Source organism: Streptomyces sp. NPDC026659 (assembly GCF_040638245.1).
Classification (GTDB): Bacteria; Actinomycetota; Actinomycetes; order Streptomycetales; family Streptomycetaceae; genus Streptomyces.
Genome location: NZ_JBEZXY010000001.1, coordinates 1,013,845 through 1,037,866 on the forward strand (window position 1 = coordinate 1,013,845; position 24,022 = coordinate 1,037,866).

Annotated in this window: 19 protein-coding genes and 1 riboswitch; of the genes, 5 read left to right on the forward strand and 14 right to left on the reverse strand. The window is 72.1% G+C overall.

Annotated features, from left to right (window positions below; genetic code table 11):
* Positions 1 to 3: 3 nt before the first annotated feature.
* Positions 4 to 2,958, reverse strand: coding sequence for a GNAT family N-acetyltransferase (locus AB0E91_RS04390; protein WP_361774941.1), 2,955 nt, complete (start codon positions 2,956 to 2,958; stop codon positions 4 to 6).
* Positions 2,959 to 3,144: 186 nt separating this feature from the next.
* On the opposite strand from AB0E91_RS04390, the gene AB0E91_RS04395 reads away from it, so the two are divergent.
* Positions 3,145 to 3,426 carry an HPr family phosphocarrier protein gene (locus tag AB0E91_RS04395; protein ID WP_361774944.1) on the forward strand — a complete coding sequence of 94 codons (282 nt, stop codon included), beginning with the start codon at positions 3,145 to 3,147 and terminating at the stop codon, positions 3,424 to 3,426.
* Positions 3,427 to 3,608: 182 nt separating this feature from the next.
* Here AB0E91_RS04395 and AB0E91_RS04400 read toward each other — a convergent pair whose 3' ends face one another.
* The 4 genes from AB0E91_RS04400 to AB0E91_RS04415 all read right to left on the reverse strand — a co-directional run bounded on the left by AB0E91_RS04400 (position 3,609) and on the right by AB0E91_RS04415 (position 8,440).
* Complete coding sequence (locus AB0E91_RS04400) at positions 3,609 to 4,268, reverse strand: GntR family transcriptional regulator (RefSeq protein WP_361774947.1); 660 nt, start codon at positions 4,266 to 4,268, stop codon at positions 3,609 to 3,611.
* Between the two features lie 232 nt (positions 4,269 to 4,500).
* Complete coding sequence (locus tag AB0E91_RS04405) at positions 4,501 to 5,244, reverse strand: M23 family metallopeptidase (protein ID WP_361774950.1); 744 nt, start codon at positions 5,242 to 5,244, stop codon at positions 4,501 to 4,503.
* Positions 5,245 to 5,256: 12 nt separating this feature from the next.
* Positions 5,257 to 5,415: riboswitch (cyclic di-AMP (ydaO/yuaA leader) on the reverse strand.
* A gap of 245 nt (positions 5,416 to 5,660) precedes the next feature.
* The gene (locus AB0E91_RS04410; RefSeq protein ID WP_361774953.1) at positions 5,661 to 7,049 is read right to left on the reverse strand and encodes a pitrilysin family protein; all 1,389 of its coding nucleotides are present in this window, start codon (positions 7,047 to 7,049) and stop codon (positions 5,661 to 5,663) included.
* Positions 7,046 to 8,440, reverse strand: a complete 1,395-nt coding sequence (locus AB0E91_RS04415; protein ID WP_361774956.1) for a pitrilysin family protein — start codon at positions 8,438 to 8,440, stop codon at positions 7,046 to 7,048. Before AB0E91_RS04415 ends, AB0E91_RS04410 begins: the two co-directional genes overlap by 4 nt.
* 321 nt (positions 8,441 to 8,761) lie before the next feature.
* Here AB0E91_RS04415 and AB0E91_RS04420 point away from each other — a divergent pair, with 321 nt between their 5' ends.
* Positions 8,762 to 11,215 (forward strand): DNA topoisomerase IV subunit A, encoded by a 2,454-nt coding sequence (locus tag AB0E91_RS04420; RefSeq protein WP_361774959.1) that lies wholly within the window; start codon positions 8,762 to 8,764, stop codon positions 11,213 to 11,215.
* Between the two features lie 13 nt (positions 11,216 to 11,228).
* On the opposite strand, the gene AB0E91_RS04425 is transcribed toward AB0E91_RS04420, so the two are convergent.
* On the reverse strand, positions 11,229 to 12,257 hold the full coding sequence (locus AB0E91_RS04425) for a GTP-binding protein (protein ID WP_361775165.1): 1,029 nt from the start codon (positions 12,255 to 12,257) through the stop codon (positions 11,229 to 11,231).
* Positions 12,258 to 12,580: 323 nt separating this feature from the next.
* Between AB0E91_RS04425 and AB0E91_RS04430 the strand changes: the two genes are divergently transcribed.
* Positions 12,581 to 13,522, forward strand: coding sequence for a sucrase ferredoxin (locus AB0E91_RS04430; protein ID WP_361774962.1), 942 nt, complete (start codon positions 12,581 to 12,583; stop codon positions 13,520 to 13,522).
* A 61-nt stretch (positions 13,523 to 13,583) separates the two neighbouring features.
* Positions 13,584 to 15,257: a sensor histidine kinase gene (locus tag AB0E91_RS04435; protein ID WP_361774965.1), complete on the forward strand. Its 1,674-nt coding sequence runs from the start codon at positions 13,584 to 13,586 to the stop codon at positions 15,255 to 15,257.
* Between the two features lie 33 nt (positions 15,258 to 15,290).
* Here AB0E91_RS04435 and AB0E91_RS04440 read toward each other — a convergent pair whose 3' ends face one another.
* The 3 genes from AB0E91_RS04440 to AB0E91_RS04450 all read right to left on the reverse strand — a co-directional run bounded on the left by AB0E91_RS04440 (position 15,291) and on the right by AB0E91_RS04450 (position 18,166).
* Positions 15,291 to 16,358, reverse strand: a complete 1,068-nt coding sequence (locus AB0E91_RS04440; RefSeq protein ID WP_361774968.1) for an ABC transporter substrate-binding protein — start codon at positions 16,356 to 16,358, stop codon at positions 15,291 to 15,293.
* A 139-nt stretch (positions 16,359 to 16,497) separates the two neighbouring features.
* Positions 16,498 to 17,361, reverse strand: coding sequence for an ABC transporter permease (locus AB0E91_RS04445; protein ID WP_361774971.1), 864 nt, complete (start codon positions 17,359 to 17,361; stop codon positions 16,498 to 16,500).
* On the reverse strand, positions 17,351 to 18,166 hold the full coding sequence (locus tag AB0E91_RS04450; protein ID WP_361774974.1) for an ABC transporter ATP-binding protein: 816 nt from the start codon (positions 18,164 to 18,166) through the stop codon (positions 17,351 to 17,353). The genes AB0E91_RS04445 and AB0E91_RS04450 overlap by 11 nt, the downstream gene beginning before the upstream one ends.
* 172 nt (positions 18,167 to 18,338) lie before the next feature.
* On the opposite strand from AB0E91_RS04450, the gene AB0E91_RS04455 reads away from it, so the two are divergent.
* On the forward strand, positions 18,339 to 19,031 hold the full coding sequence (locus AB0E91_RS04455) for a response regulator (RefSeq protein WP_361774977.1): 693 nt from the start codon (positions 18,339 to 18,341) through the stop codon (positions 19,029 to 19,031).
* A 75-nt stretch (positions 19,032 to 19,106) separates the two neighbouring features.
* On the opposite strand, the gene AB0E91_RS04460 is transcribed toward AB0E91_RS04455, so the two are convergent.
* The 5 genes from AB0E91_RS04460 to AB0E91_RS04480 all read right to left on the reverse strand — a co-directional run bounded on the left by AB0E91_RS04460 (position 19,107) and on the right by AB0E91_RS04480 (position 23,746).
* The gene (locus AB0E91_RS04460) at positions 19,107 to 20,699 is read right to left on the reverse strand and encodes a cation acetate symporter (protein WP_361774980.1); all 1,593 of its coding nucleotides are present in this window, start codon (positions 20,697 to 20,699) and stop codon (positions 19,107 to 19,109) included.
* Positions 20,696 to 21,244: a DUF485 domain-containing protein gene (locus tag AB0E91_RS04465; protein ID WP_361774983.1), complete on the reverse strand. Its 549-nt coding sequence runs from the start codon at positions 21,242 to 21,244 to the stop codon at positions 20,696 to 20,698. Before AB0E91_RS04465 ends, AB0E91_RS04460 begins: the two co-directional genes overlap by 4 nt.
* Positions 21,245 to 21,318: 74 nt before the next feature.
* Positions 21,319 to 22,017, reverse strand: coding sequence for a response regulator transcription factor (locus AB0E91_RS04470; RefSeq protein WP_361774986.1), 699 nt, complete (start codon positions 22,015 to 22,017; stop codon positions 21,319 to 21,321).
* Positions 22,014 to 23,165 carry a histidine kinase gene (locus tag AB0E91_RS04475; RefSeq protein WP_361774989.1) on the reverse strand — a complete coding sequence of 384 codons (1,152 nt, stop codon included), beginning with the start codon at positions 23,163 to 23,165 and terminating at the stop codon, positions 22,014 to 22,016. Before AB0E91_RS04475 ends, AB0E91_RS04470 begins: the two co-directional genes overlap by 4 nt.
* Positions 23,162 to 23,746 (reverse strand): DUF1453 domain-containing protein, encoded by a 585-nt coding sequence (locus AB0E91_RS04480; RefSeq protein ID WP_361774992.1) that lies wholly within the window; start codon positions 23,744 to 23,746, stop codon positions 23,162 to 23,164. The genes AB0E91_RS04475 and AB0E91_RS04480 overlap by 4 nt, the downstream gene beginning before the upstream one ends.
* Positions 23,747 to 24,022 lie beyond the last annotated feature (276 nt).

Here is a 24,022-nt window from a genome sequence, read left to right on the forward strand (position 1 = left end):
CCTCTAGTACACCGGCAGCGTGCGCGGCCCCAGGTCGTCCCGGGCCGGAGGGGGTGCCAGGCGGATCGTGGCGTCCAGGACGGTCAGGCCGTGCTGGGCGACGACAACCGGTTCCAGGGTGACGGCGACCACCTCGGGGTGGTCGTCGACCAGGCGGGAGACCCGGAGCAGCAGTTCCTCCAGGGCGGGCGTGTCCACGGGGGTGGAGCCGCGCCAGCCGAAGAGGAGGGGGGCGGTGCGGATGGAGCGGACCAGTGAGGACGCCTCGCGTTCGGTGACCGGGACCAGCCGGTGGGCGGTGTCGCCGAGCAGCTGGGAGGCGGCTCCGGCCAGGCCGAAGGAGAGGACCGCTCCGGCCGCCGGGTCGATGACCGCCCGTACGACGGTGTCCACGCCACGCGCCGCCATCGCCTGCACCACCGGGCGCAGTTGCTCCGCCGGTCCGAACAGCTCGGTCAACTCCGCGTAGGCCCGCCGCAGTTGCTCCTCGTCGGCTAGGTCGAGCCGTACTCCCCCGAGGTCGGCCCGGTGCCGTAGATGCGGGGCGGTCGCCTTGAGCGCGACGGGATAGCCCAGCGCGTGGGCCGCCTCGGCGGCGGCGTCCGGGGTGGGCGCGGGCAGCGCGGGGCGGACGCGGATTCCGTAGGCGGCCAGGAGTTCCCGGGTGTCCTCGGGCCCGACAGCCAGCCCCTCCCCGCGCTCCAGCAGACCGGCGATCAGCTTGGCGGCGCCCCGCTCGTCGATGTCGTCGTACTCCGGCACCTTCCCGGGCTCGGTGGCCTCCCGCCGCCAGTGGGCGTACTTCACGGCCTCGGCGAGGGCGCGGACGGCCCGTTCGGCGGCGGGGTAGGCGGGGATCAGGCGGGGGGTGGTACCGGCCGGTGCGAGGGCGACCGGGGTCTCCGGGGGCGCGCGGCGTACGGCGGGTGGCCGGACGGAGGGCGTGGGGGTGGCGGCGGAGTGCCGCTCGGCCGTCCGGTCGCCCTCGGCGGTGGGCGCGGTCTCCTCGGCCTCGGCCGTACCTCCCGCGGCCGACACCGCCCCGCCCACCACGACGGCCCCCGCCCCGTCCCCCGGAGGCACCGGCGCCGTACTCGTCGCCAGCGACAGCGCCTCCGCCAGTCCGCCCAGCTCCACGTGGACCACCAACACCGGCTTCTCCGGCGCCGCGGCGGCCGCCGAACGCAGGGCCTCGGCCAGCTCCGCGTCGTCGGGGGACGCCTCGCCGATCGCCGGGATCGCCGTCACGACCACCGCGTCGGAGGCGTCGTCCGCCAGGGCGTGGGACAGGGCGCGGTGGAAGTCGGCGGCGGTGGCCGAGGTCGTCAGGTCGATCGGGGTGGAGGGTTCGAGGCCCTCGGCCAGGCAGCGGTCGTAGGTGAGCATGCCGAGGGACTCGGAGTTGCCGAGGATCGTCACGCGGGGGCCGGCGGGGAGCGGCTGGCGGGCCAACAGGAGCCCGGCGTCGACCAGTTCCGTGATCGTGTCGACGCGGATGACGCCCGCCTGGCGGAGCAGCGCGGACACCGTGTCGTGCGGGAGACGGGTGGCGCGCACCGCGTGGCCCTGCGGAGCCGAGCCCGCGCCCTGGACCACCACCAGCGGTTTCGCCGCAGCCGTACGGCGGGCCAGGCGCGTGAACTTGCGCGGGTTGCCGATGGACTCCAGGTACATGAGGACGACATCGGTGTCGGGGTCGTCGAACCAGTACTGGAGGACGTCGTTGCCGGAGACGTCGGCGCGGTTGCCGGAGGAGACGAAGGTGGAGACACCGGTGACCCCGGTGATCCCGCCCCCGCGCCGGTGCAGCCGGGAGAGGAGGGCTATTCCGATGGCACCGGACTGCGCGAACATCCCGATGCGGCCGGGCCGGGGCATCTCCGGGGCGAGGGAGGCGTTGAGACGGACGTCGGCGGCCGTGTTGATGACCCCGAAGGCGTTCGGGCCGATGATCCGCATGCCGTACGCCCGCGCCTGCCGCACCAACGCCCGCTGCCGCTCCCGCCCCTCGGGCCCGATCTCGGCGTACCCGGCGGAGAGCACGACCAGACCCTGCACCCCGTGTGCCCCGCACTCGGCGACGACGCCGGGCACGCGGTCGGCGGGGACGGCCACGACCGCGAGGTCCACCGGGCCCTCGATGTCCCGCACCGAGCGGTGCGCCCGGACCCCGTCGATCTCCTTGACGTCCTCGGGGAAGGCGCTGTTGACGGCGTGCAGCGGCCCCCGGTACCCCGCGTCGCGGATGTTGCCGAGCACGCTGCGTCCGACCCCGCCCGGCGCGCGGCCGACGCCGATGACGGCGACGGAGCCGGGCGCGAGCAGCCGCCGTACCGACCGGGCCTCCGCCCGCTGTTCCCGCGCCCGCTGCACCGCGAGGGAGCGGTCCGTGGGTTCGAGGTCGAACTCCAGCCGGACGACCCCGTCCTCGAAGCTCCGCTTCTGGGTGTACCCGGCGTCGGTGAACACCTTGATCATCTTGGTGTTGGCGGGCAGCACCTCGGCGGCGAACCGGCGGATGCCGCGCTCGCGCGCGACGGCCGCGATGTGCTCCAGGAGCGCGGAGGCGACGCCCCTGCCCTGGTGCGCGTCCTGCACGAGGAAGGCGACCTCCGCCTCGTCGGCGGGCGCGGAGGCGGCCATGCCGTCGGCGCCGATCCGGTCGTAGCGTACGGTGGCGATGAACTCGCCGCCGACCGTGGCGGCGAGCCCCACACGGTCCACGAAGTCGTGGTGCGTGAAGCGGTGGACGTCCTTGGCGGAGAGCCGGGGGTACGGGGCGAAGAAGCGGTAGTACTTCGACTCGTCGGAGACCTGCTCGTAGAAGCTGACGAGGCGATCGGCGTCGTCGGTGGTGATGGGCCGGATGCGCGCGGTGCCACCGTCGCGCAGCACCACGTCCGCCTCCCAGTGGGCGGGGTACTCGTGCCGGTCCTGCCGGTCCGCCGGGGTCTGCATGGGCCCCAGAGTACGGCTCGCGTACGACAACGGCGCGAGGCAGTCTGTGGGAAACGGAAGTCGGGCCGAGGCCGCGGTCCGACGACCGGTCCGGAGGAGCTCCGGAGGGGTGAACTGCCGCTCCGGGCACGCTTCCCCGTGTGGGAAACTGGTCTAGACAACTGAGAGACTGAAGGGCAGCATCACATGGCTGAGCGCCGCGTCAACGTCGGCTGGGCCGAGGGCCTCCACGCCCGCCCCGCTTCCATCTTCGTCCGAGCCGCCACGGCCACAGGCGTCCCGGTCACCATCGCCAAGTCCGGCGGCACGCCGGTCAACGCGGGCTCGATGCTCGCCGTCCTCGGCCTGGGCGCCCAGGGTGGCGAGGAGATCGTCCTCGCCTCCGACGCCGAGGGTGCGGACGCCGCGCTGGAGCGTCTGGCCAAGCTGGTCGCCGAGGGCCTGGACGAGCTGCCCGAGACCGTCTGAATCGCGTAGCGACGGTCTCGTCTCGTCAAGAGCGGAAGCCGCGTCACCTGTTCCGGGTGGCGCGGTTTCCGCGTTTTTACCTTCGGGCGCGAGACGGCCCTGGAATTCACGGCACACAAAAGAAAACAGGCAGCGGAAAACAACGCCATCGAAAGAGCTGTTCTTTGTATACAGCGCCCGTGTTAATTCCGCTGACCCGCTGTGTTTACAACATGTTGCGGCTGCCGCAGCCGGTGTGCGAACGCCGCGCGCTCGGCGTGCAGCGCCGTGAGCGACCGCGCGCGGTCGCCGTCCCCGCGCGCCACCGCGTCCACGATCGCGCCGTGCTCCGCCCAGGACTCGACCGGGTTCGCCGGGGCCTCCACCGTGTACATCCAGGCGATCTTGTGCCGCACCTGGGTGAGCAGCGCGGTCAGCGACTGGCTGCCCGCGGCCTGTCCCAGCGTCTCGTGGAACCAGCCGCCCAGCGCCCGCAGATCCTCGCTGTTCCCGCGCCTGGCCCGCTCCTGGCCAAGGCGGACCAGGCCACGCAGCACCTTGAGGTGGGCCTCGGTGCGCCGCTGCGCGGCCCGCGCGGCACCCAGCGGTTCGAGGAGGCGCCGCATCTCCAGCAGGTCGGCGGCCTCCCGCTCGGTCGGCTCGGCCACGCACGCTCCCGCGTGCCGCCGGGTCACCACGAACCCCTCCGCCTCCAGCGTGCGCAGCGCCTCGCGGACGGGGACGCGCGAGACGCCGTAGCGGCGGGCGAGGACCTCCTCGGTCAGGCGGCTGCCGCGCTCGTGGACCCCGGCGACGATGTCGTCCCGGATCGCCGTGCACACCGAATGCGCCGGAATACGCATGAGCCACCTCCGCCTTAATCCCCGTGAAACGTCGACGCCGGACGTCTGTTCCGTGACTCTATTGCAATGTGCGGGAATTTCCGACGGCGGACCGGAATTCATGGCTCTTTTTTGGACAGCGCGGCTCGGTGGCGGACGCCCGACGCGCCGGGAAACGCCGCGGAAAGAGCGGGAGCCCCGGCGGCGGTGCGGACCGGGGCTCCCTGGAGTACTGCCTGAGACGCGGCGCGGCTCAGACGTCCACGCCGTGCTTGCGGAGGTAGCCGACCGGGTCGATGTCCGAGCCGTACTCGGGGCTCGTACGGGCCTCGAAGTGCAGGTGCGGTCCTGTCACGTTGCCGGTCGCGCCGGACAGGCCGATCTGCTGGCCCGGGGTGACCTGCTGGCCCACCGAGACGCCGAGGGACGACAGATGGCCGTACTGGGTGTACATGCCGTCGGCCATGCGGATCACGACCTCGTTGCCGTACGCCCCGCCCCAGCCGGCGGAGACGACGGTGCCCGCGCCGACCGCGTGGACGGGCGTCCCGCTCGCGGCGTGGAAGTCGATGCCGGTGTGGCTGCCGGAGGACCACAGGGAGCCGCCGGTCTTGTAGCCGGTGGAGACGTAGGAGTGGGTGATCGGCACGACGAAGGCGTTCAGCCGCTCGCGCTCGGCGGCGCGGGCCGCGCGGATCTCGGCGTCGCGCGCCTCCTTCACGCGCGCGGCGGCGGCCTCCTGGGCGGCCTTGCGCTCGGCCGCGGCCCGCTGGGCGGACGCCTGGGCGTCGATCTCGGCGGCGAGGTCGTCGTTGACGCTGATGACCGGGGTGAGACCGGTCTGCTCGGCGGAGTTGTCGGCGGCGAGGGCCGGGGAGGCCGTGAGGGTGCCGACGACACCGGTGGTGGTGAGGGCCGCTACTCCGGCCGCCCGAGCGGTGGTACGCGTGACACGTCCGGGCCTGCGATGCTTCCCGGTGGCGCACATGAACGCCATGTGGTGGCTGGTCCTTTCCTTCCCTCACGCCTACCGGGTTAGCTGACAGGTTCGGAGAGGAAGGTCTCCTACGGACTCCCCCGCTCGCGCGTGGGTGCCCGATTCACCTCGGGAACATGGTTCCCCGGCTCCCCAGGCTCGCGCCATGCGGGGACTCGGCGTCGGCTGTCCGGTGCCGCGGGCGCGGCGCACTGCCTGACGGACAGCCCGGAAGAAGCTAATGGGGACGGCGGCCGATACTCAAACGACTCCGGGCATTTGTAGCGCACGACACAGGGCAGACGGGCAACCTCCGCATCAATCCGGACATTTGCCGACCGGGTCGAACATGAAAGGGCCCTGACGGGTCATCTGCCGTCAGGGCCCCTGCGCGCGTGCGGGTGTCGCCGCTCGCCGTTCCTTGTCGCTCCTCGTGGTTACTCGGCCGACACCACGGTGACCGGGCCGATACCGAGGGCCTCCACCGGCTCCTTGATCTGAGCGGCGTCACCGACGAGGACGGTCACCAGACGGTCCGCCGGGAAGGCGTTCACGACGGCCGCGGTGGCCTCCACGGTGCCGGTCGCGGCCAGGCGGCGGTACAGCTCGGCCTGGTAGTCGTCGGCCAGGTGCTGCTCGACCTGGTCGGCCAGCGTCCCGGCGACGGCGGCGGCCGTCTCGTACTTCAGCGGGGCGACCCCGACCAGGTTCTGCACGGCCACGTCCCGCTCGGCGTCGGTCAGGCCCTCCGCCGCGAGGGTGTTCAGCACGGTCCACAGGTCCGCGAGCGCGGGACCGGTGTTGGGCGTGTCCACCGAGCCGCTGATGGCGAGCATCGAGGCGCCCGTGCCGTCGGCGGAGGAGCGCAGCACCTGGCCGAAGGCGCGCACGCCGTAGGTGTAGCCCTTCTCCTCGCGCAGGACGCGGTCCAGGCGGGAGGTGAGGGTGCCGCCGAGGCAGTAGGTGCCGAGCACCTGCGCGGGCCACACCCGGTCGTGCCGGTCGGAGCCGGTGCGGCCGATGAGCAGCTGGGTCTGGACGGCGCCGGGCCGGTCCACGATGACCACGCGGCCGGTGTCGTCGGAGCTGACCGGCGGCACCGGGCGGGGCGTGCCCGGCGTGCCCGTCCAGGCGCCCAGGGTCTCGGTGAGCAGCCCGTCCAGGTCGATGTCGGTCAGGTCGCCGACGACGACCGCGGTGGCCGTGGCCGGGCGCACATGGCGGTCGTAGAAGGCGCGCACGGCGGACGCGTCGATCTTCTCGACGGTGTCCTCGGTGCCCTGGCGCGGGCGGGACATGCGCGCGGAGGCCGGGAACAGCTCCTTGGAGAGTTCCTTGGCGGCGCGGCGGGCCGGGTTGGCCAGCTCGTGCGGGATCTCGTCCAGGCGGTTGCGGACCAGGCGCTCGACCTCGCTCTCCGCGAAGGCCGGGTCGCGCAGGGCGTCCGCGAGCAGGCCGAGGCCCTTGGGCAGCCGGGAGACCGGGACCTCCAGGCTGAGCCGGACGCCGGGGTGGTCGGCGTGCGCGTCGAGCGTGGCGCCCGCGCGCTCCAGCTCGGCGGCGAACTCCTCGGCACTCAGCTCACCGGTGCCCTCGGAGAAGGCGCGCGCCATGATCGTGGCGACACCGTCGAGACCGGCCGGTTCGGCGTCCAGGGGCGCGTCGAGCAGCACCTCGACGGCGACGACCTGCTGGCCGGGGCGGTGGCAGCGCAGCACGGTCAGGCCGTTGTCCAGCGTGGAGCGCTCGGGGGCGGGGAACGCCCACGGCTTGGCCTCGCCCGGCTGCGGCTGGGGGTGGAACTCCATGGTGGCGAGCTCGGTCACTTGGCCGTCTCCTCGTTGTCGTTGCCGGCCTCTACGGTGGCCTCGCGCTCCGGGTCGTCGGGCAGGTCGGCGTCCTCGACCGTCTCCGGGGACCTGGGCTCGTAGACGAGGACCGCGCGGTTGTCCGGGCGCAGCCGGGCCTTGGCGACCTCCTGGACCTCCTCGGGGGTCACCTCCAGGACGCGCTGGACGGCGCTCAGGGCGAGCTGCGGGTCGCCGAACAGGACGGCGAAGCGGCACAGTTCGTCGGCGCGGCCCGCGACCGTGCCGAGCCGGTCCAGCCACTCGCGCTCCAACTGGGCCTGGGCGCGCTCCATTTCCTCCGGAGTCGGGCCCTCCGCCGCGAAGCGGGCCAGCTCCTCGTCGATGGCGGCCTCGATGACCGGGACCTCGACGTCGCCGGAGGTCTTCACGTCGAGCCAGCCGAGCGAGGGGGCACCGGCCAGGCGCAGCAGGCCGAACCCGGCCGCGACGGCGGTACGGTCGCGGCGCACCAGGCGGTTGTACAGCCGGGAGGACTCGCCGCCGCCGAGGATGGTCAGCGCGAGGTCGGCCGCGTCACTCGCGCGCGTGCCGTCCTCCGGGAGCCGGTAGGCGGCCATCAGGGCGCGCGCCGGGACCTCCTCGACGACGACCTCGCGCAGCTCCTCGCCGATCACCTCGGGCAGTCCGCCGTCGCGCGGGGCGGGCTTGCCGTCGTGGCCTGCGATGGAGCCGAAGTACTTCTCGATCCAGGCGAGCGTCTGCTCGGGGTCGATGTCGCCGACCACGGAGAGCACCGCGTTGTTCGGCGCGTAGTAGGTGCGGAAGAACGCGCGCGCGTCCTCCAGCGTGGCCGCGTCCAGGTCGGCCATGGAGCCGATCGGCGTGTGGTGGTAGGGGTGGCCCTCGGGATAGGCCATGGAGGTCAGCTTCTCGAAGGCGGTGCCGTAGGGGACGTTGTCGTAGCGCTGGCGGCGCTCGTTCTTGACGACGTCGCGCTGGTTCTCCATGGACTCGTCGTCCAGGGCGGCCAGCAGGGAGCCCATGCGGTCGGCCTCCAGCCAGAGGGCGAGCTCCAGCTGGTGGGCGGGCATGGTCTCGAAGTAGTTGGTGCGCTCGAAGCTCGTCGTGCCGTTCAGCGAGCCGCCCGCGCCCTGGACCAGCTCGAAGTGGCCGTTGCCCTTGACCTGGCCGGAGCCCTGGAACATCAGGTGCTCGAAGAGGTGGGCAAGACCGGTGCGGCCCTTGACCTCGTGCCGGGAGCCGACGTCGTACCAGAGGCAGACCGCCGCCACCGGGGTCAGGTGGTCCTCGGAGAGCACCACGCGCAGACCGTTGGCCAGGCGGTGCTCGGTCGCTGTCAGGCCCCCGGAGCCTGCCTCGGCTGTGGTCGTGTGACCCATGGGCATGTACGTCCCTTCGCAAGCGGAGGCGGTCGAAAGAAACCGCTGTTTTCCTGCCGTTCCTGCCACTGTATGCAAAGCGTGCGAGGGCCCGGCGGAGTTCCCGCCGGACGTACGCCCTGAGCGGATCGCGTAGCCTGCGTCAGACGTGCTCGTGGCGGGCGCGGTACCGGACGGCGCCGGCTCGCGCGACGGCCGGACCGGGCGGACCGCCGGGCGTCGGGGCTTTCCCCCTCTCGGACCGGGGCGCGGCCCGCAGTGTCAGTGCCTCGGTCCACAATGGTCCGCGTCAGATCCGTCAACCGCCTCAGCAAGGAGCCGGCAGCGATGGCCCGCCGCAGTACGAAGACCCCGCCGCCCGACGACGCGTACGAGGAGAAGATCCTCGACATCGACGTCGTGGACGAGATGCGCGGCTCCTATCTGGAATACGCGTACTCGGTCATCTACTCCCGCGCCCTGCCGGACGCCCGCGACGGCCTGAAGCCGGTGCACCGGCGCATCGTCTACCAGATGAACGAGATGGGCCTGCGCCCCGAGCGCGCGTACGTCAAGTGCGCCCGCGTGGTCGGCGAGGTCATGGGCAAGCTGCACCCGCACGGCGACGCGTCGATCTACGACGCCCTCGTGCGCATGGCCCAGCCCTTCTCGATGCGCGTGCCGCTGGTCGACGGCCACGGCAACTTCGGCTCGCTGGGCAACGACGACCCGCCCGCCGCCATGCGGTACACCGAGTGCCGGATGGCCGAGGCGACGAGCCTCATGACCGAGTCCATTGACGAGGACACGGTCGACTTCGTGCCGAACTACGACGGCCAGGAGCAGGAGCCCGTCGCTCTCCCGGCCGCGTTCCCGAACCTGCTGGTCAACGGCGCCTCCGGCATCGCGGTCGGCATGGCGACCAACATGCCCCCGCACAACCTGCGCGAGGTCGTCGCGGCCGCCCGCCACCTCATCCGGCACCCGGGCGCGGACCTGGACGCCCTGATGCGGCACGTCCCGGGCCCCGACCTGCCCACCGGCGGCCGGGTCGTCGGCCTGGACGGCATCCGCGACGCGTACGCGACGGGCCGCGGCACCTTCAAGATCCGCGCCACGGTCGCCATCGAGACGGTCACCGCCCGCCGCAAGGGCCTGGTCGTCACCGAACTGCCCTTCACGGTCGGCCCCGAGAAGGTCATCGCGAAGATCAAGGACCTGGTCAACGCGAAGAAGATCCAGGGCATCGCGGACGTCAAGGACCTCACCGACCGCGAGCACGGCCTGCGTCTGGTCATCGAGATCAAGAACGGCTTCGTGCCGGAGGCCATCCTGGAGCAGCTGTACAAGCTGACGCCCATGGAGGAGTCCTTCGGCATCAACAACGTCGCCCTGGTCGACGGCCAGCCGCTCACCCTGGGCCTGAAGGAACTCCTTGAGGTCTACCTCGACCACCGCTTCGAGGTTGTGCGCCGCCGCAGCGAGTTCCGCCGCGGCAAGCGCCGCGACCGGCTCCACCTGGTCGAGGGCCTGCTCACCGCGCTGGCCGACATCGACGAGGTCATCCGCCTGATCCGCTCCAGCGAGAACTCCGCGCAGGCCAAGGAGCGCCTGATCGAGCGCTTCGGGCTGAGCGACATCCAGACGCAGTACATCCTGGACACCCCGCTGCGCCGCCTGACCAAGTTCGACCGGATCGAGCTGGAGGCCGAGCAGGACCGGCTCAACCAGGAGATCGAGGAGCTGACCCGCGTCCTGGAGTCGGACGCCGAGCTGCGCAAGATGGTCTCCAACGAACTGGCCGCCGTCTCCAAGAAGTTCGGCACCGACCGGCGCACGGTCCTGCTGGAGTCCACGGGCTCCCAGGTCGCCACGGTGCCGCTCCAGGTGGCCGACGACCCGTGCCGGGTGCTGCTGTCCTCGACCGGCCTGCTGGCCCGTACGTCGAACGCCGAGCCCGTTCCGCAGGACGGCGGCCGCACCAAGCACGACGTGATCGTCTCGGCCGTCGCCACGACCGCGCGCGGTGAGATCGGCGCGGTCACCTCGGCCGGCCGGCTGCTGCGGATCAACGTGGTCGACCTGCCCCAGCTGCCCGACACCGCGACCGCGCCGAACCTCTCCGGCGGCGCGCCGCTCGCGGAGTTCGTGTCCCTGGAAGACGACGAGACGGTGGTCTGTCTGACCACTCTTGACGAGTCGTCACCAGGTCTCGCGCTCGGCACCGAACAGGGCGTGGTCAAGCGCGTGGTGCCCGACTACCCGTCCAGCAAGGACGAGTTGGAGGTCATCACGCTCAAGGACGGTGACCGGATCGTCGGCGCGGTGGAGCTGCGCACCGGCGAGGAGGACCTGGTGTTCATCACCGACGACGCCCAACTCCTGCGCTATCAGGCGAACCAGGTGCGTCCACAGGGCCGTCCGGCGGGCGGTGTGGCGGGCATCAAGCTCGCCGAGGGCGCGAAGGTGATCTCGTTCACGGCGGTCGACCCGGCCGCCGACGCGGTGGTGTTCACGGTCGCGGGCTCCCGCGGCACGCTGGACGACTCGGTGCACACGACGGCCAAGCTGACCCCGTTCGACCAGTTCCCGCGCAAGGGACGGGCGACGGGCGGTGTCCGCTGCCAGCGGTTCCTGAAGGGCGAGGACTGTCTGTCGCTGGCCTGGGCGGGACCGGTCCCGGCGCGGGCCGCGCAGCGGAACGGTCTCCCGGCCGAACTGCCCGAGCCCGATCCGCGACGGGACGGTTCGGGTACGTCGCTGGCGCAGGCGGTGACCGTGGTCGCCGGACCGGTGCTCTGACCGACCCCGCCATTCATGTGCCGGGCTCGTCCTCGGAGCCCGGCACATAGCGCAGAACTCCCCACATGGCGGAGTCGTCGGGCGGAGCGGTGCCGTCGGCCCGGCAGGCGTCGAGTTCCTTGCGCAGGGCCTCGGTGTCGATGCCGGAGCCGATGAGGACGAGCTGGGTGAGACGGTCCCCGTCCTGCCGCGGCCAGGGCTCGGGGTGGAAACGCAGGAAACGGCCCACGGCGTGGACGGCGTACCGGTTGCCGGTGTCGCACGGCCCGAAGTCCACGTACCCCTTGATCCGGTACAGCCCGTCCGGCCTGCTGTCCAGGAACCGCATCAGCGCGCGGGGGTCCATGGGCGCGGCGGAAGTGAAGGACAGGCTGTCGTAGCCGGTGTGCAGGTGGCTGGCGTGCCCGTCCTCCCCTTCCTGGTGCAGGTCGTCGAAGGAGAGCTGGCCGATGCGCTCCTCGCCGGGCCTGCACTCGAAGAGGAACTCCGGGTCGATACGGCCGTAGGTGGCGGCGACGACCGGGGCGCCGTCGGTGAGCGCGCGGACTCCGGCCAGGACCTTGTCGGCGTCCTCGGCGCGGTCGAGCTTGTTGACCACCACGAGGTCGGCGAGCGCGAGATGCCGGTCGATCTCGGGGTGCCGGGCGCGGGTGTCGTCGAACTCGGCCGCGTCCACGACCTCGACGAGGCCGCCGTAGACGATCCCGGGCAACTCGCTGGCCAGCACCATCCGCACCAGCTCCTGCGGCTCCGCGAGCCCGCTGGCCTCGATGACGATCACGTCGATGCCGACGGCGGGCGCGGCGAGCCGCTCCAGGTAGGAGTCGAGTTCGCTCGCGTCGACGGCACAGCACAGACAGCCGTTGCCGAGCGAGACGGTGGAGTCGCCGAGCGCGCCCGCGACCGCCATGGCGTCGATCTCGACCGCCCCGAAGTCGTTGACGAGCGCCCCGATCCTGCTGCCCCCGCTGCGGTGCAGCAGATGGTTGAGGAGCGTGGTCTTCCCGGACCCGAGAAACCCGGCGAGCACGACTACGGGAATCTGCCGCGGGACGGGGTTCCGCTGCGGGACAGGGCTCTGCTGCGGGACGGGGTTCTGCTGCGGACTACGACTGCTCCCCACCGGGCGGCACCCTTCCTTCGGCTCTCACCGGGCACGGCGTCCCGGCGCGGGGCACGGCGCCCGGCGGACGGACTTGTCCGACCAGGATACGAGGGGCGCGGACGCGCGTCCGGGACTACGGGCGGGCCCGGGGAACCCCTCGCGGAGATCCACCCGTGAACCCCGAGCCCTACCCGCATCGGAAGCCGGACATACCTCTGCCGGGGAGCGACCCGGGTGGAAGTCAGGTTAGGCTCACCTCTGTGAGTAGGTGTGCGACCGTCTCCCGGAGCCTCGACGAGCCCGTTTCCGGTACGGCGGCCACGGCGACGACGTGGCTGCTGCTGGAACAGCCCGGGCCGTGGGGCGTCAAAGCGCTCACGTCGAGCCACCTCGACCCCGCGCTGGGCCGCGCCCTGGAGGCGGCCGCCCAGGGCACGGGGGTGCGCGTCGTGCTGATCCGGCGCCCGGGCCGCCACGCGGACCCCGGAACGCCCTCCGAGCGCCGGGTGTACGTGGCCCACACCGTCCCCGGGAACGTCTGGCTGTACGAGGCCACCACACGCGATCCGCACCAGCTGCTCGGCCTGGACTTCGCCGCGCTCGGCGCGGGCGACCCGCGCTCCCTCACCTCGGTGCTCGGCGCCCGGCCGCACACCGGCGACCCACTCGCCCTCGTGTGCACCAACGGCAAGCGCGACCGCTGCTGCGCCCTGCTCGGCCGCCCGCTGGCCGCCGAACTCGTCGCCTCCGGCGTTCCGGGCGTCTGGGAGGTCACCCATCTGGGTGGACACCGCTTCGCCCCGACGGTGCTCGTCCTGCCGTACGGCTACGCGTACGCCCGCGCCGAGGCGCACACCGTCAAGCAGGCCCTGCACAGCGCCGAGGAAGGGCGCGTGACGGTCGAGGACTGCCGGGGCTGCTCCGCCTGGGAACGCCCGGGCCAGGCAGCCGAGTTGGCCGTACGGTCGGCGGCGGGTGTGTGCGAGGCGGGCGTGCTCTCCGTCGTACGCACCGAGGGCGCGGCCCCGCGCTGGGAGGTCACCGTCACCCACACGGACGGCCGGGCCTGGCGCGTCGTCGTCGAGCAGACGGCGTCCCTGCCGCCGCGTCCGGAGAGCTGCGGCGCAACGGTGCTCGGGGCACCGGGCCGACTGGACACCGTGGCCGTCCACGAGCTGCGGACGGCGACGCTGGCGGGCTGAGCGGCTCACCTCTCGTGCGCGATCCCTGGGCCCGCGCGCGTCCGGCGCGTACGGTCCAGCCATGAGTGCCGCTTCCCTCGTCCGCCGTGTCCGTCTCGGCCTCCCCCGGCGGGTGTTCTCGCAGGTCCTGCTCATGCAGGTGACGACCGCCGCGGGCGTCGCGATCCTGGCGACCGGGCTGTTCCTCGCCCCGCTGAGCAGGCAGCTGGACCAGGAGGCGATGCGCCGCGCGCTGGTCATCGCGCAGACCACGGCGCAGGACCCGGCCATCGCCCGGGGCGTCCTGACCACACCGCCCACCCGGACCGGGCCTGTCCAGCGCGAGGCGGAGCGGATCAGGCTCGCGACCCACGCCGAGTACATCGTCGTCATGGACACCCGGGGCGTGCGCTGGTCCCACCCCACCCCCGGCGAGGTGGGCCGTCCCGTCTCCACCGACCCGAGGCGCGCCCTGGCCGGCACCCAGGTCATGGAGATCGACCGGGGCACGCTGGGCCGCTCGGCGCGCGGGAAAGTCCCGCTGTACGACGACGGTCACCGGATCGTCGGGGCGGTCTCGGTCGGCATCGCCTACGACAGCGTGCGCGCCCGGCTGGTGAGCGCGGTGCCGGGGCTCCTGGCGTACGCCGGGGGCGCGCTCGCGGTGGGCGCGCTCGCCGGGTGGCTGATCTCGCGCCGGGTGCAGCGGCAGACCCGTGACCTGGCCTTCTCCGACATCTCGGCGCTGCTCGCGGAGCGCGAGGCGATGCTGCACGGCATCCGCGAGGGCGTGGTCGCGCTCGACCGCGCGGGCCGGATACGGCTGCTCAACGACGAGGCGGCCCGGCTGCTCGATCTCGGCGACGAGGCGGTGGGGCGTTCTCCGGACGAGACGCTGGGCGAGGGCCGGGTGACGGACGTGCTGACGGGCCGGGTCACCGGCACCGATCTGCTCGCCGTGCGCGGGCCGCGCGTCCTGGTCGCCAACCGGATGCCCACCGGCGACGGGGGCGCCGTGGCCACCCTGCGCGACCGCACCGAACTGGAGCGGCTCGGCCGTGAACTCGACTCCACCCGGGGCCTGATCGACGCCCTGCGCGCCCAGGACCACGAGCACGCCAACCGGCTGCACACCCTGCTCGGCCTGCTGGAACTGGAGATGTACGACGACGCGGTGGAGTTCATCGGCGAGGTGGTCGGCGACCACCGGGCCACCGCCGAACAGGTCACCGAGAAGATCCACGACCCGCTGCTGGCCGCCCTGCTGGTGGGCAAGGCGACCGTCGCCGCCGAACGCGGAGTCGCCCTGCGGCTGTCCGAACGCACCTGGGTCCCGGACCGGTTGGTCGATCCCCGCGCGCTGGTCACCGTGGTCGGCAACCTCGTGGACAACGCCCTGGACGCGGTCGCGGGCACCCCGCACGCGCGCGTGGAGGCCGAGCTGTACGCCGACGGCCGTACGGTCGTCCTCCGCGTCCGGGACACCGGGCCGGGCGTGCCCGAGGGGCGGCGCGAGTCGGTGTTCACCGAGGGCTGGTCCACGAAGGAGCCGCCCGCGCACGGCAAGCGCGGCATCGGACTCGCGCTGGTACGACGGCTCGCCCAACGGCAGGGCGGGAGCGCGACGGTGGGGGCGGCGGAGGGCGGGGGCGCCGAGTTCACGGTCGTGCTGCCGGAGGCGCTGGCCGGAGACGAGTCGGCCGCGCCCCTGCCCGCCGGGTCCGGCGAGTGGGGCGCGGCCGCCGAGGCGCGCTGAGGGGGTCTCAGCGGGCCGGGGGGCGGCGGGCCGTCACTTGGCCGCCTTCTCGGCGAACTCGGTGGTGTAGGTCTTCTTCAGGTCGACGTCGGCGTTCTTGATGTTCGGGTTGAATGCCTTGAGGACCTTCTCGACGGTCTCGGGCCCGTTCTCGGGCATCACGCCGTCCTTGGTGAACATCGGCAGCGTGCTCTTGATCGCCTCGGCGTAGAGCTTCTTGTCGCCCTGGGAGTAGTCGGCGGGCATCTTCGCGGCGATCTCGTCGGCGCTGTGCGTGGACATCCAGCCCAGCGTGCGGACGAACGCGTCGGCGAGCTTCTGCACAGTCGGCTTGTGGCTGTTCACCCAGTCGGTGCGCATGTACAGGCTGGAGGAGGGGTACGGCCCGCCGAGCGCCTTCTCCGATCCCTCGGGCGTCCGCATGTCGACGAGGACGCTGCCCGCCTTCTTCTCCAGGATCGTGGCGACGGTCGGGTCGGTCGTCATGCCCGCGTCGATGGAGCCCTGCTGGAGCGCCGCGATGAACGTCGGCCCCGCGCCGACCGCGACCGGGCTGAACTCGTTGATCTTCACCCCGTGCTTCACCGCGAGGTACTTGGTGAGGAAGTCGGTGGACGACCCCAGCCCCGTGACCCCGAGCTTGCGGCCCTTGAAGTCACCGGGCGAGGTGATCTCGCCCTTCCGCTTGGCCGAGACGACCTCCACCTCGCCGGGGGCGTGCGAGAACTGCACCACGGACTCCACCGACTTGCCCTTCACCTGGAGGTCGAGGGTGTGGTCGTAGAAACCGACGCAGCCCTGGACCTGGCCGGAGACGAGCGCGGTCTCGGCCTGGACACCGGCGGGCTCGGTCAGCAGCTCCACGTCGAGCCCGGCGTCACGGAAGTAGCCGAGGCGCTGGGTGAGCATCGCGGGCAGGTAGATGACCTTGTCCAGGCCGCCGACCATGATCTTGACCTTCTCGCCGTTGCCGCCGCTGCCCGAAGAGGTCGTACCGGCCACCTCGTTGGCGCAGGCGGTGAGGGAGGAGACGGCGAGCAGACAGGCGGTGGCGAGGGCGGTGTGGCGGGCGCGGGATCGGGTGCGGGTGCGGGTGCGCATGGAGTCACGTCCTTGTGAGCGGGGGTGGCGCGAGGGTGTGTGCGGAGCGGGGTCGCTGCGGGGAATCGCCTGAGAGGGCTGTCACCGCGCGGAGTGGCTGAAAGCGGTGTTCACAGCGCTGAGTCGCTGAAGGCGGGCTTCACTGCTCGGAGTTCGACGGCTTCCAGCGGAAGATGCGGCGCTCGGCGAAGGTCAGCAGTCCCTCCGCGAGCAGGGCCACGACCGCGAGGATGACCATCGCGGCGTACACACCGGCGGAGTTGAGGGTGCCCTGCGACTGGGCGACGAGCAGGCCGATGCCCCGGGTCGCGCCGATGTACTCGCCCACGATGGCGCCGATCAGCGCGAAGCCGAAGCTGACGTGCAGGCTGGTGAAGATCCACGAGGTGGCCGAGGGGATGACCACCTGGAGCGTCACCTGCCGGTCGCTCGCGCCGAGCATCCGCGCGTTGGAGACGAGGTTGCGGTCCACCTCGCGGGCGCCCTGGAAGGCATTGAAGAACACCGGGAAGAAGACCAGCACCACGGCGGAGGCGACCTTGGAGGCCGGGCCGAGCCCGAACCAGATCAGGAAGACCGGCGCCAGGACGATCCTGGGAATCGAGTTGAGCACCTTGATGTACGGCCCGAGCAGGTCGGCGAGGAAGGCGACCCGGCCCAGCGCGATACCGAGGACGACACCGCCCGCGACCCCGATGAACCAGCCGAGCAGCGCCTCGTACAGCGTGTACCAGATCTGCTCGCCCAGCGAACCGAGCGCCGTCCCGTGCAGTGTCCAGGACTGGATCTGGTCCCAGATGGCCGACGGCATCGAGAAGTTGAACGGGTCGATGACCTTCGCGCGGGACAGCCCCTCCCACAGGCCGAGCACGGCCACCAGGAGCAGTATCCGGGCGGCCACGACGACCGCCTTGCGCCTGCGGGCGGCCCGGGCCCGCGACTGCGCGCGGTCGGGGGTCCTGGCGGTGGTGACCAGGGGCGTGGACAGGGTCTCAGGCGACATTCGCGGCACCTCGCTCACGGGTGATGCGGACCTCTTCGCCGAGGGAGGCCCAGATCTCGCGGTAGATCTCGATGAACCGCGGCTCCAGGCGCACCGACTCGACCTTGCGCGGCCGGGGCAGGTCGATGTCGAAGACCTGCTTCACGGTCGCGGGCCCTGCGGTCATCACCACGACCTTGTCGGCCAGGGCGATGGACTCCTCCAGGTCGTGGGTGACGAACACGACGGAGGCCCCGGTGCCCTCCCACAGTTCCAGCAGCTCGTCGGACATCAGCGCCCGGGTCTGCACGTCGAGCGCGGAGAACGGCTCGTCCATGAGCAGGATCTCCGGGTCGTTGACGAAGGTCGCGGCAAGGGCGACGCGCTTGCGCTGGCCGCCGGAGAGCTGGTGCGGATAGCGATCCTCGAACGCGGCGAGTCCGACCCGGGCCAGCCACTCGCGGGCCTTCTCCCTGGCCTCCGCCTTGGGCACGCCCCGGAAACGGGGGCCCGCCATCACATTGGCCAGCACGGTCCGCCAGGGGAAGGTGGCGTCCTGCTGGAAGACGAACCCGACCTTGCCGCTCACGCCGTCGACCGGCTTCCCGGCCACCAGCACCTCGCCCTCGCTGGGCTCCTCGAGGCCACTGACGAGGGTGAGCGTGGTGGACTTGCCGCACCCGGTCGGGCCCACGACGGCGACGAACTCGCCGCGCCCCACGGTCAGGTCCAACTCCCGGACAGCCGTGTGCAGTTCGCCTGACGGCGTCCTGAAGTTCTTGGTCGCGCCCCTCAACTCGATGGCGGGGCTGGTGTCTGCGCTCATACCGGGGGACGGTAGGTGTGGCCCCCGCCACAGCAGCAGTCTTGTGAGCGCAACCCGTTCTTTTGCTCGCAAGAGGCTGTTGTGCTCGTTTTGCTCACGCTAGAACTGCGGAGCCGAAACACGGGCTTAACGCGCGGGCCCCTTGCACGCCGGCCTGGGAAGGGTGGGCCTCATGATTGACGTCCTGGTGGTGGACGACGACTACCGCGTTGCCGAGATCAACGCCAAGTACGTGGGAAAGGTTCCCGGTTTCCGGGTCACCGCCCGCGCGCACAACGCCGCCCAGGCCCTGGCCGCCGTCGAGCGCGGCAGCGTCGACCTGGTACTGCTCGACCACTATCTGCCGGACGGCACCGGCCTCGAACTCGTCCACCGGATGCGGCAGCACGGCCACGGCGCCGACGTCATCATGATCACGGCGGCGGGCGACGTGGCGACCGTCCAGCAGGCCATGCGCCTCGGCGCCCTGCACTACCTGGTCAAACCCTTCACCTTCGCCGCCCTGCGCGGCCGGCTGGACTCCTACGCCGCCCTGCGCCGCACCATGGAACGCGTCGGCGGCCGCCAGGTGACCGGACAGGAACAGGTCGACCGCATCTTCGGCGCCCTGCGCACCGCCCCGGCCCCCTCCGCGCCGGGCCTGCCCAGCGGCCACTCGGAACCCACCAACGAACTCATCTGCGAGGTCCTGCACCACGCCGAACACCCGCTGTCCGCCCACGAGGTGGCGGCCCGGACCGGCCTGAGCCGGTCCACCGCCCAGCGCTACCTCCGCCGTCTGGAACAGTCCGGCCGCCTGCGCCTCTCCCTCAAGTACGGCGACACCGGCCGCCCCGAGCACCGCTACGCCTGGGTGTCACCCTGACCGTCCGGGGCGCGGGGTGGCTGGTGCTGTGAACCGCCGGTGTTGTAAATCGCCGGTGCTGTGAGCCGCCGGTGCTCACACAGCCCCGGCGCCCGTCAGCGAACGCACCTCGGTCTCCGCGAACTTGGACTCGTCCGCCACCTCGTCCGAGGTGACCGTGCCCAGCCAGCCCGCCAGGAAGCCGAGCGGGATCGAGACGATCCCCGGGTTCTGCAACGGGAAGTACTGGAAGTCCACACCCGGGAACAGCGAACCGGGACTCCCCGACACCACCGGCGACAGCACCACCAGGATCAGCGCCGGAATCAGCCCGCCGTACACGGACCACACCGCGCCCCGTGTGGTGAACCCGCGCCAGAACAGTGAGTACAGCAGCGCCGGGAGGTTCGCCGACGCGGCCACCGCGAAGGCGAGACCGACCAGGAAGGCGACGTTCAGATCGCGGGCCAGCAGCCCCAGCGCGATGGCCACGACCCCGATGAAGGCCGCCGCGACCCGCGCCACGTTCACCTCACTGCGCGGCTTGGCCGTCGGCCGCCGCAGCGACGCGTACAGATCGTGCGCCACCGACGCCGACGAGGACAGGGTGATCCCGGCGACCACCGCGAGGATCGTCGCGAAGGCCACGGCCGCCACCACCGCGAACAGGACCGGGCCGCCGGTCGACTCGGCACCGCCGCCCAGGTCGAACGCGAGCAGCGGAATCGCCGTGTTCCCGGCCGCGTTGGAGGCGCGCAGCGTGTCCGCGCCGACGACCGCCGTCGCCGCGAACCCGAGGACGATCGCCATCAGGTAGAAGCCGCCGATCAGCCCGATCGACCACACCGTGGACCGCCGGGCGGCCCGCGCGGTCGGTACCGTGTAGAACCGGGACAGGATGTGCGGCAGCCCCGCCGTGCCGAACACCAGCGCGAGCCCCAGGCTGATGAAGTCCAGCCGCGCCGTCCAGCCCCCGCCGTACCTCAGCCCCGGCGCCAGGTACCGCATCCCGTGCCCGCTGCGCTCCGCCGCCGTCACCAGCAACTGGTTGACGTCGCCGTGGAACCGCACCAGCACCATCACGGTCAGCGCGATCGTCCCGACGAGCATCAGGACCGCCTTCACGATCTGGATCCAGGTGGTCGCCCGCATCCCGCCCAGGGACACGTAGATCACCATCAGCGCCCCGACCCCGATGACCGTCCACGCCTGCGCGGCCCCGCTGGTACGCCCGAGCAGCAGCGCCACCAGACTGCCCGCGCCGACCATCTGCGCCACGAGGTAGAGCACCGACACCGTGACCGAGGACGTCCCGGTCGCGATCCGCACCGGCCGCTCGCTCATCCGTGCGGCCACCACGTCGGCGAGGGTGAACCGACCGCAGTTGCGCACCAGTTCCGCCGCGAGGAACAGCACGAGCAGCCATGCCACGAGGAAGCCGACCGCGTACAGCAGCCCGTCGTAGCCGTACAGCGCGATCAGTCCCGCCACACCCAGGAAGGAGGCGGCCGACAGATAGTCCCCCGAGATCGCGAACCCGTTCTCCAGGGGGGTGAAGAGGCGTCCGCCCGCGTAGAACTCCTCCGCCGAACCGTGCCGCCGACGGCTCACCCAGGTCGTGATGCCCAGCGTCACGGCCACGAAGACGCTGAACAGCACCAGCGTCAGCGTCTGGTGGTGACTCGTCACAGGACACCTCCCCGGGCGCCCCGGGTCAGCTCCTGGGTGTCCCAGCGCAGTTCCAGCGCGGCACGGTCCCGACGCAGCCGTGCGTGCCGGGCGTACGCCCAGGTGAGCAGGAAGGTGCTGACGAACTGCCCCAGCCCCGCGAGCATTCCCACGTTCAACGCCCCCGCCACGGGCCTGGCCATGAAGCCCGGCGCGGCGGTCGCGGTGACCACGTACCCCACGTACCAGAGGAAGAAGGCCGCGACCGCCGGGACCACGAACCGCCGGTACCGGCTGCGCACTTCCTGGAACGCCTCGCTTCGCTGCACCTCGAGGTACACATCCCGGGCCCGGACGGTCACCGCCTCGGCCTCACCGCGCGCGGCCGGCACGGTCGTCGCGGGTCGGCCCGCTCCGTCCAGGTCGGCTCGGCCGGTGGTCTGCGTGTCGCGCCAAGGGTCCTCGTGCCGGACATCGGGGGAAGTCACGCCCTGCTCTTCCTGGTTGTCGGCCGCACCGCGGGGGCTCTCCTCGGCCCCGTGGGTCCGGCCGTTGCTCGACTGCATACCCAAGGATGGACAGATCGGGAAGATCCCCGACAGCTCCTGCCGTATCACTTCACCCCATCAGGTGAGGCAAGTCACTCCGCTCTCGGCCGCACCAGTCGCTTCGCGTACGCGTAACGCACCGCCTGCGCACGGTCCTTGAGCCCCGTCTTCGCGAACAGGTTGTTGATGTGCGTCTTCACCGTCGCCGTGGAGACGTGCAACTCGCGCGCGATCTCCTGGTTGGTGAGCCCCTCCGCGATCAGCACCAGCACCTCGATCTCCCGCCCGGTGAGCCCGTCGGGCGCCTCGGGAGGCTCGGGAGGCTCGGGCGCGGCGACGTCCCCGGTCTCCGACAGCCGTTCCAGCAAACGGCGTTGGACACTCGGTGCGAGTCCCGCGTCTCCCGACAGGACGCTCTCCACCGCCCGCACGATCTCGTCCCCGCCCGCGTCCTTGGTGAGATAGCCCCGCGCTCCCGCGCGCAGCGCCGCGAACAGCGAGTCGTCGTCCGCGAAGGTGGTCAGCACCACGACCTGCGTTCTCGGATACCGGCCACGGATGAGCCGGGTGGCTTCCACCCCGTCGCAGCGGGGCATCCTGAGGTCCATCAGCACCACGTCCGGGTCGAGTTCACCGACGAGCCGCACCGCGTCCTCGCCGTCCCGCGCCGAGCCGACGACCTCCAGGCCGGGCAGCAGCCCGAGCAGCATCACGATCCCCTCCCGCACCACGGTCTGGTCGTCGGCGACCACCACGCGCGCCGCCTTCCGCCCTCCGTCCGCCCCTGTCATACGGGCACCTTCAATGTCACCGCGAACCCCTTCTCGTCCGGCCCCGCGTCCAGCGAACCGCCCAGCAGTTCGGCGCGCTCCCGCATACCGAGCAGACCGTATCCGCCGCCGGACCCCGCGAGTTCTCCTGGACGGCCCCCGGCGTCGCGGACGTCCAGCGTCACCTCGCGCTCGCCGTAGTCCAGCCGGACCCGCACCGTGGCGCCCCTGGCGTGCTTGCGGACGTTCGTCATCGCCTCCTGCGCCACCCGGCGCACGGCCTGGGAGCATTCGGCCGTCAGCGGTCTGCGCTCACCCGTGACGGTGACCTCGGCGCCGTCGGTCCCGCCGACGAGACCGGTCAGGAACTCCTCCAGCGGGCTCAGTTCACCGCGCAGCGCCGACAGCGCCTGCCGGGTCTCCTCAAGCCCGTCCCTGGCCATCCCCCGCGCCGCCACCACCCGCTCCAGGATCTGTTCCCGGTCGGCGCCGCGTTCGATGAGCAGCCGGGCCGCCTCCAGGTGGACCAGCTGGGCGGAGAGGCTGTGGGCCAGCACGTCGTGGATCTCCCGGGCGATCCTGGCCCGCTCGCCCAGCGCCGCCGACTCCGCCTCGGCCTCCCGGGCGGCCCGCTCCTGGGCGAGCAGCCGCTGCGCGTTGCCCCGGGACTCCGCGTCCAGCCGCAGGACGTACCCGGCGAGGGCCATCCCCACCACCGTGGCGGCGGTGGTCATCCACACGTCGTTGTTGACCGCGGAGTACGAGGCGAGGGCGACCGCCGCCACCGGCATGGCGGCCCCGAGCGGCAGCCGCTGGAGCGCGGTGATCCCGCAGCCGCACCAGATCACCAGGGCGGGTCCGCCGAATCCGGTGGCCTGCGCGAGGACCGCGATGCCCAGCAGCGCCGACATGAGCGCCAGCGAGGGCAGGAGCCGGTGTGCGTAGGTGGTCCGGAAGAAGCCCCACGCCGCGACGCCCGTGAGCAGGACCACGGCGACGGCGACGGCCGCGCCCCCGACGCTCAGCTCTCTCCGGCTGAAGGCTCCCCACAGCAGCAGGCCGAGCAACAGCACCCTGACGCCTCGGGAGTACAGCCGCCGGGCCTGGGAGGTGCCGCTGCGGCCCAGTGCCTCGCGGGACGGCCAGCGGGTCCACCTGTTCTCTTTCACACGCGCTCCTTCCGGGCCGGCCGCGCGCCGTCACCGTACGCCGGGGAGGGGCCGGTGGTGGCGCCCAGGCTGTCGGTGGCGGAGCCCGGCGAGCTGGTCATGGCGCCCGGCGAGACGGTCGCGGAACCCAGCGACCGGGCCCGCCAGGTCAGGACCCCGGTGCGGACCAGCAGAGTCGCGGCGAGACCGAGCATCAGCGCGGAACTGTCCTGGTGGATCCCGAAGCCGCGGCCGAGCGCGAAGAGACCGACGCGGAGGGCTATGCCCACGATCCACACCATCCCGCTCGCCCTGGTGCTCCTGGTCCAGACGACGCCGTCCTCCGCGGTCCACAGCCGGGAGGTCCACCCCCAGCCGGCCCCGATGCCCAGGCCGACGAGGATCTCGGTGGCCAGCAGGGCGGCCGAGCCCACGTGGTGGTGGTCGTCGAGTATGCCCGGGTCGCGCAGCGCCATGAAGGCGAGGACGGCGGGCAGCAGCCACCAGCGCCGGTCGGTGTCGACCGCGCGAGCCCGGAACTGCCGCGCGATCACAAGGGCGGCGATGACCACGATCACCAACGCGTTGACCAGCCCGGACATGACTGCCTCCGTGAGCGAGAGGGGGATTCGGCGGCGACCGCTGCCGATGCCTTCGAAGGTACGGAAATCCGGGAGCCGGGAGATCGGAGCGGGGGTGGATCACGGGTGGAAACCCGAGCGGGCCTGTCCTCCACCCACGGGTGGAGACGCCCTGGGGAAAACCCCGGGGAGAACCCCTGGAAGTCATACGGACACACGAAGGGGCGGGGAGGGCCTGCCAAGGCCCTCCCCGCCCCTTCCAAGCTCTGCCACGGCCGCCCGGCGCCCCTTCGGGCA

What these genes read in the sequence shown, in the direction of transcription:
- AB0E91_RS04440 (WP_361774968.1), bottom strand. Translation starts at nt 16,358, where the DNA reads ATGCGCACCCGCACCCGCACCCGATCCCGCGCCCGCCACACCGCCCTC.
- AB0E91_RS04390 (WP_361774941.1), bottom strand. Translation starts at nt 2,958, where the DNA reads ATGCAGACCCCGGCGGACCGGCAGGACCGGCACGAGTACCCCGCCCAC.
- AB0E91_RS04465 (WP_361774983.1), bottom strand. Translation starts at nt 21,244, where the DNA reads ATGCAGTCGAGCAACGGCCGGACCCACGGGGCCGAGGAGAGCCCCCGC.
- AB0E91_RS04395 (WP_361774944.1), top strand. Translation starts at nt 3,145, where the DNA reads ATGGCTGAGCGCCGCGTCAACGTCGGCTGGGCCGAGGGCCTCCACGCC.
- AB0E91_RS04405 (WP_361774950.1), bottom strand. Translation starts at nt 5,244, where the DNA reads ATGGCGTTCATGTGCGCCACCGGGAAGCATCGCAGGCCCGGACGTGTC.
- AB0E91_RS04450 (WP_361774974.1), bottom strand. Translation starts at nt 18,166, where the DNA reads ATGAGCGCAGACACCAGCCCCGCCATCGAGTTGAGGGGCGCGACCAAG.
- AB0E91_RS04455 (WP_361774977.1), top strand. Translation starts at nt 18,339, where the DNA reads ATGATTGACGTCCTGGTGGTGGACGACGACTACCGCGTTGCCGAGATC.
- AB0E91_RS04470 (WP_361774986.1), bottom strand. Translation starts at nt 22,017, where the DNA reads ATGACAGGGGCGGACGGAGGGCGGAAGGCGGCGCGCGTGGTGGTCGCC.
- AB0E91_RS04445 (WP_361774971.1), bottom strand. Translation starts at nt 17,361, where the DNA reads ATGTCGCCTGAGACCCTGTCCACGCCCCTGGTCACCACCGCCAGGACC.
- AB0E91_RS04435 (WP_361774965.1), top strand. Translation starts at nt 13,584, where the DNA reads ATGAGTGCCGCTTCCCTCGTCCGCCGTGTCCGTCTCGGCCTCCCCCGG.
- AB0E91_RS04400 (WP_361774947.1), bottom strand. Translation starts at nt 4,268, where the DNA reads ATGCGTATTCCGGCGCATTCGGTGTGCACGGCGATCCGGGACGACATC.
- AB0E91_RS04420 (WP_361774959.1), top strand. Translation starts at nt 8,762, where the DNA reads ATGGCCCGCCGCAGTACGAAGACCCCGCCGCCCGACGACGCGTACGAG.
- AB0E91_RS04415 (WP_361774956.1), bottom strand. Translation starts at nt 8,440, where the DNA reads ATGCCCATGGGTCACACGACCACAGCCGAGGCAGGCTCCGGGGGCCTG.
- AB0E91_RS04480 (WP_361774992.1), bottom strand. Translation starts at nt 23,746, where the DNA reads ATGTCCGGGCTGGTCAACGCGTTGGTGATCGTGGTCATCGCCGCCCTT.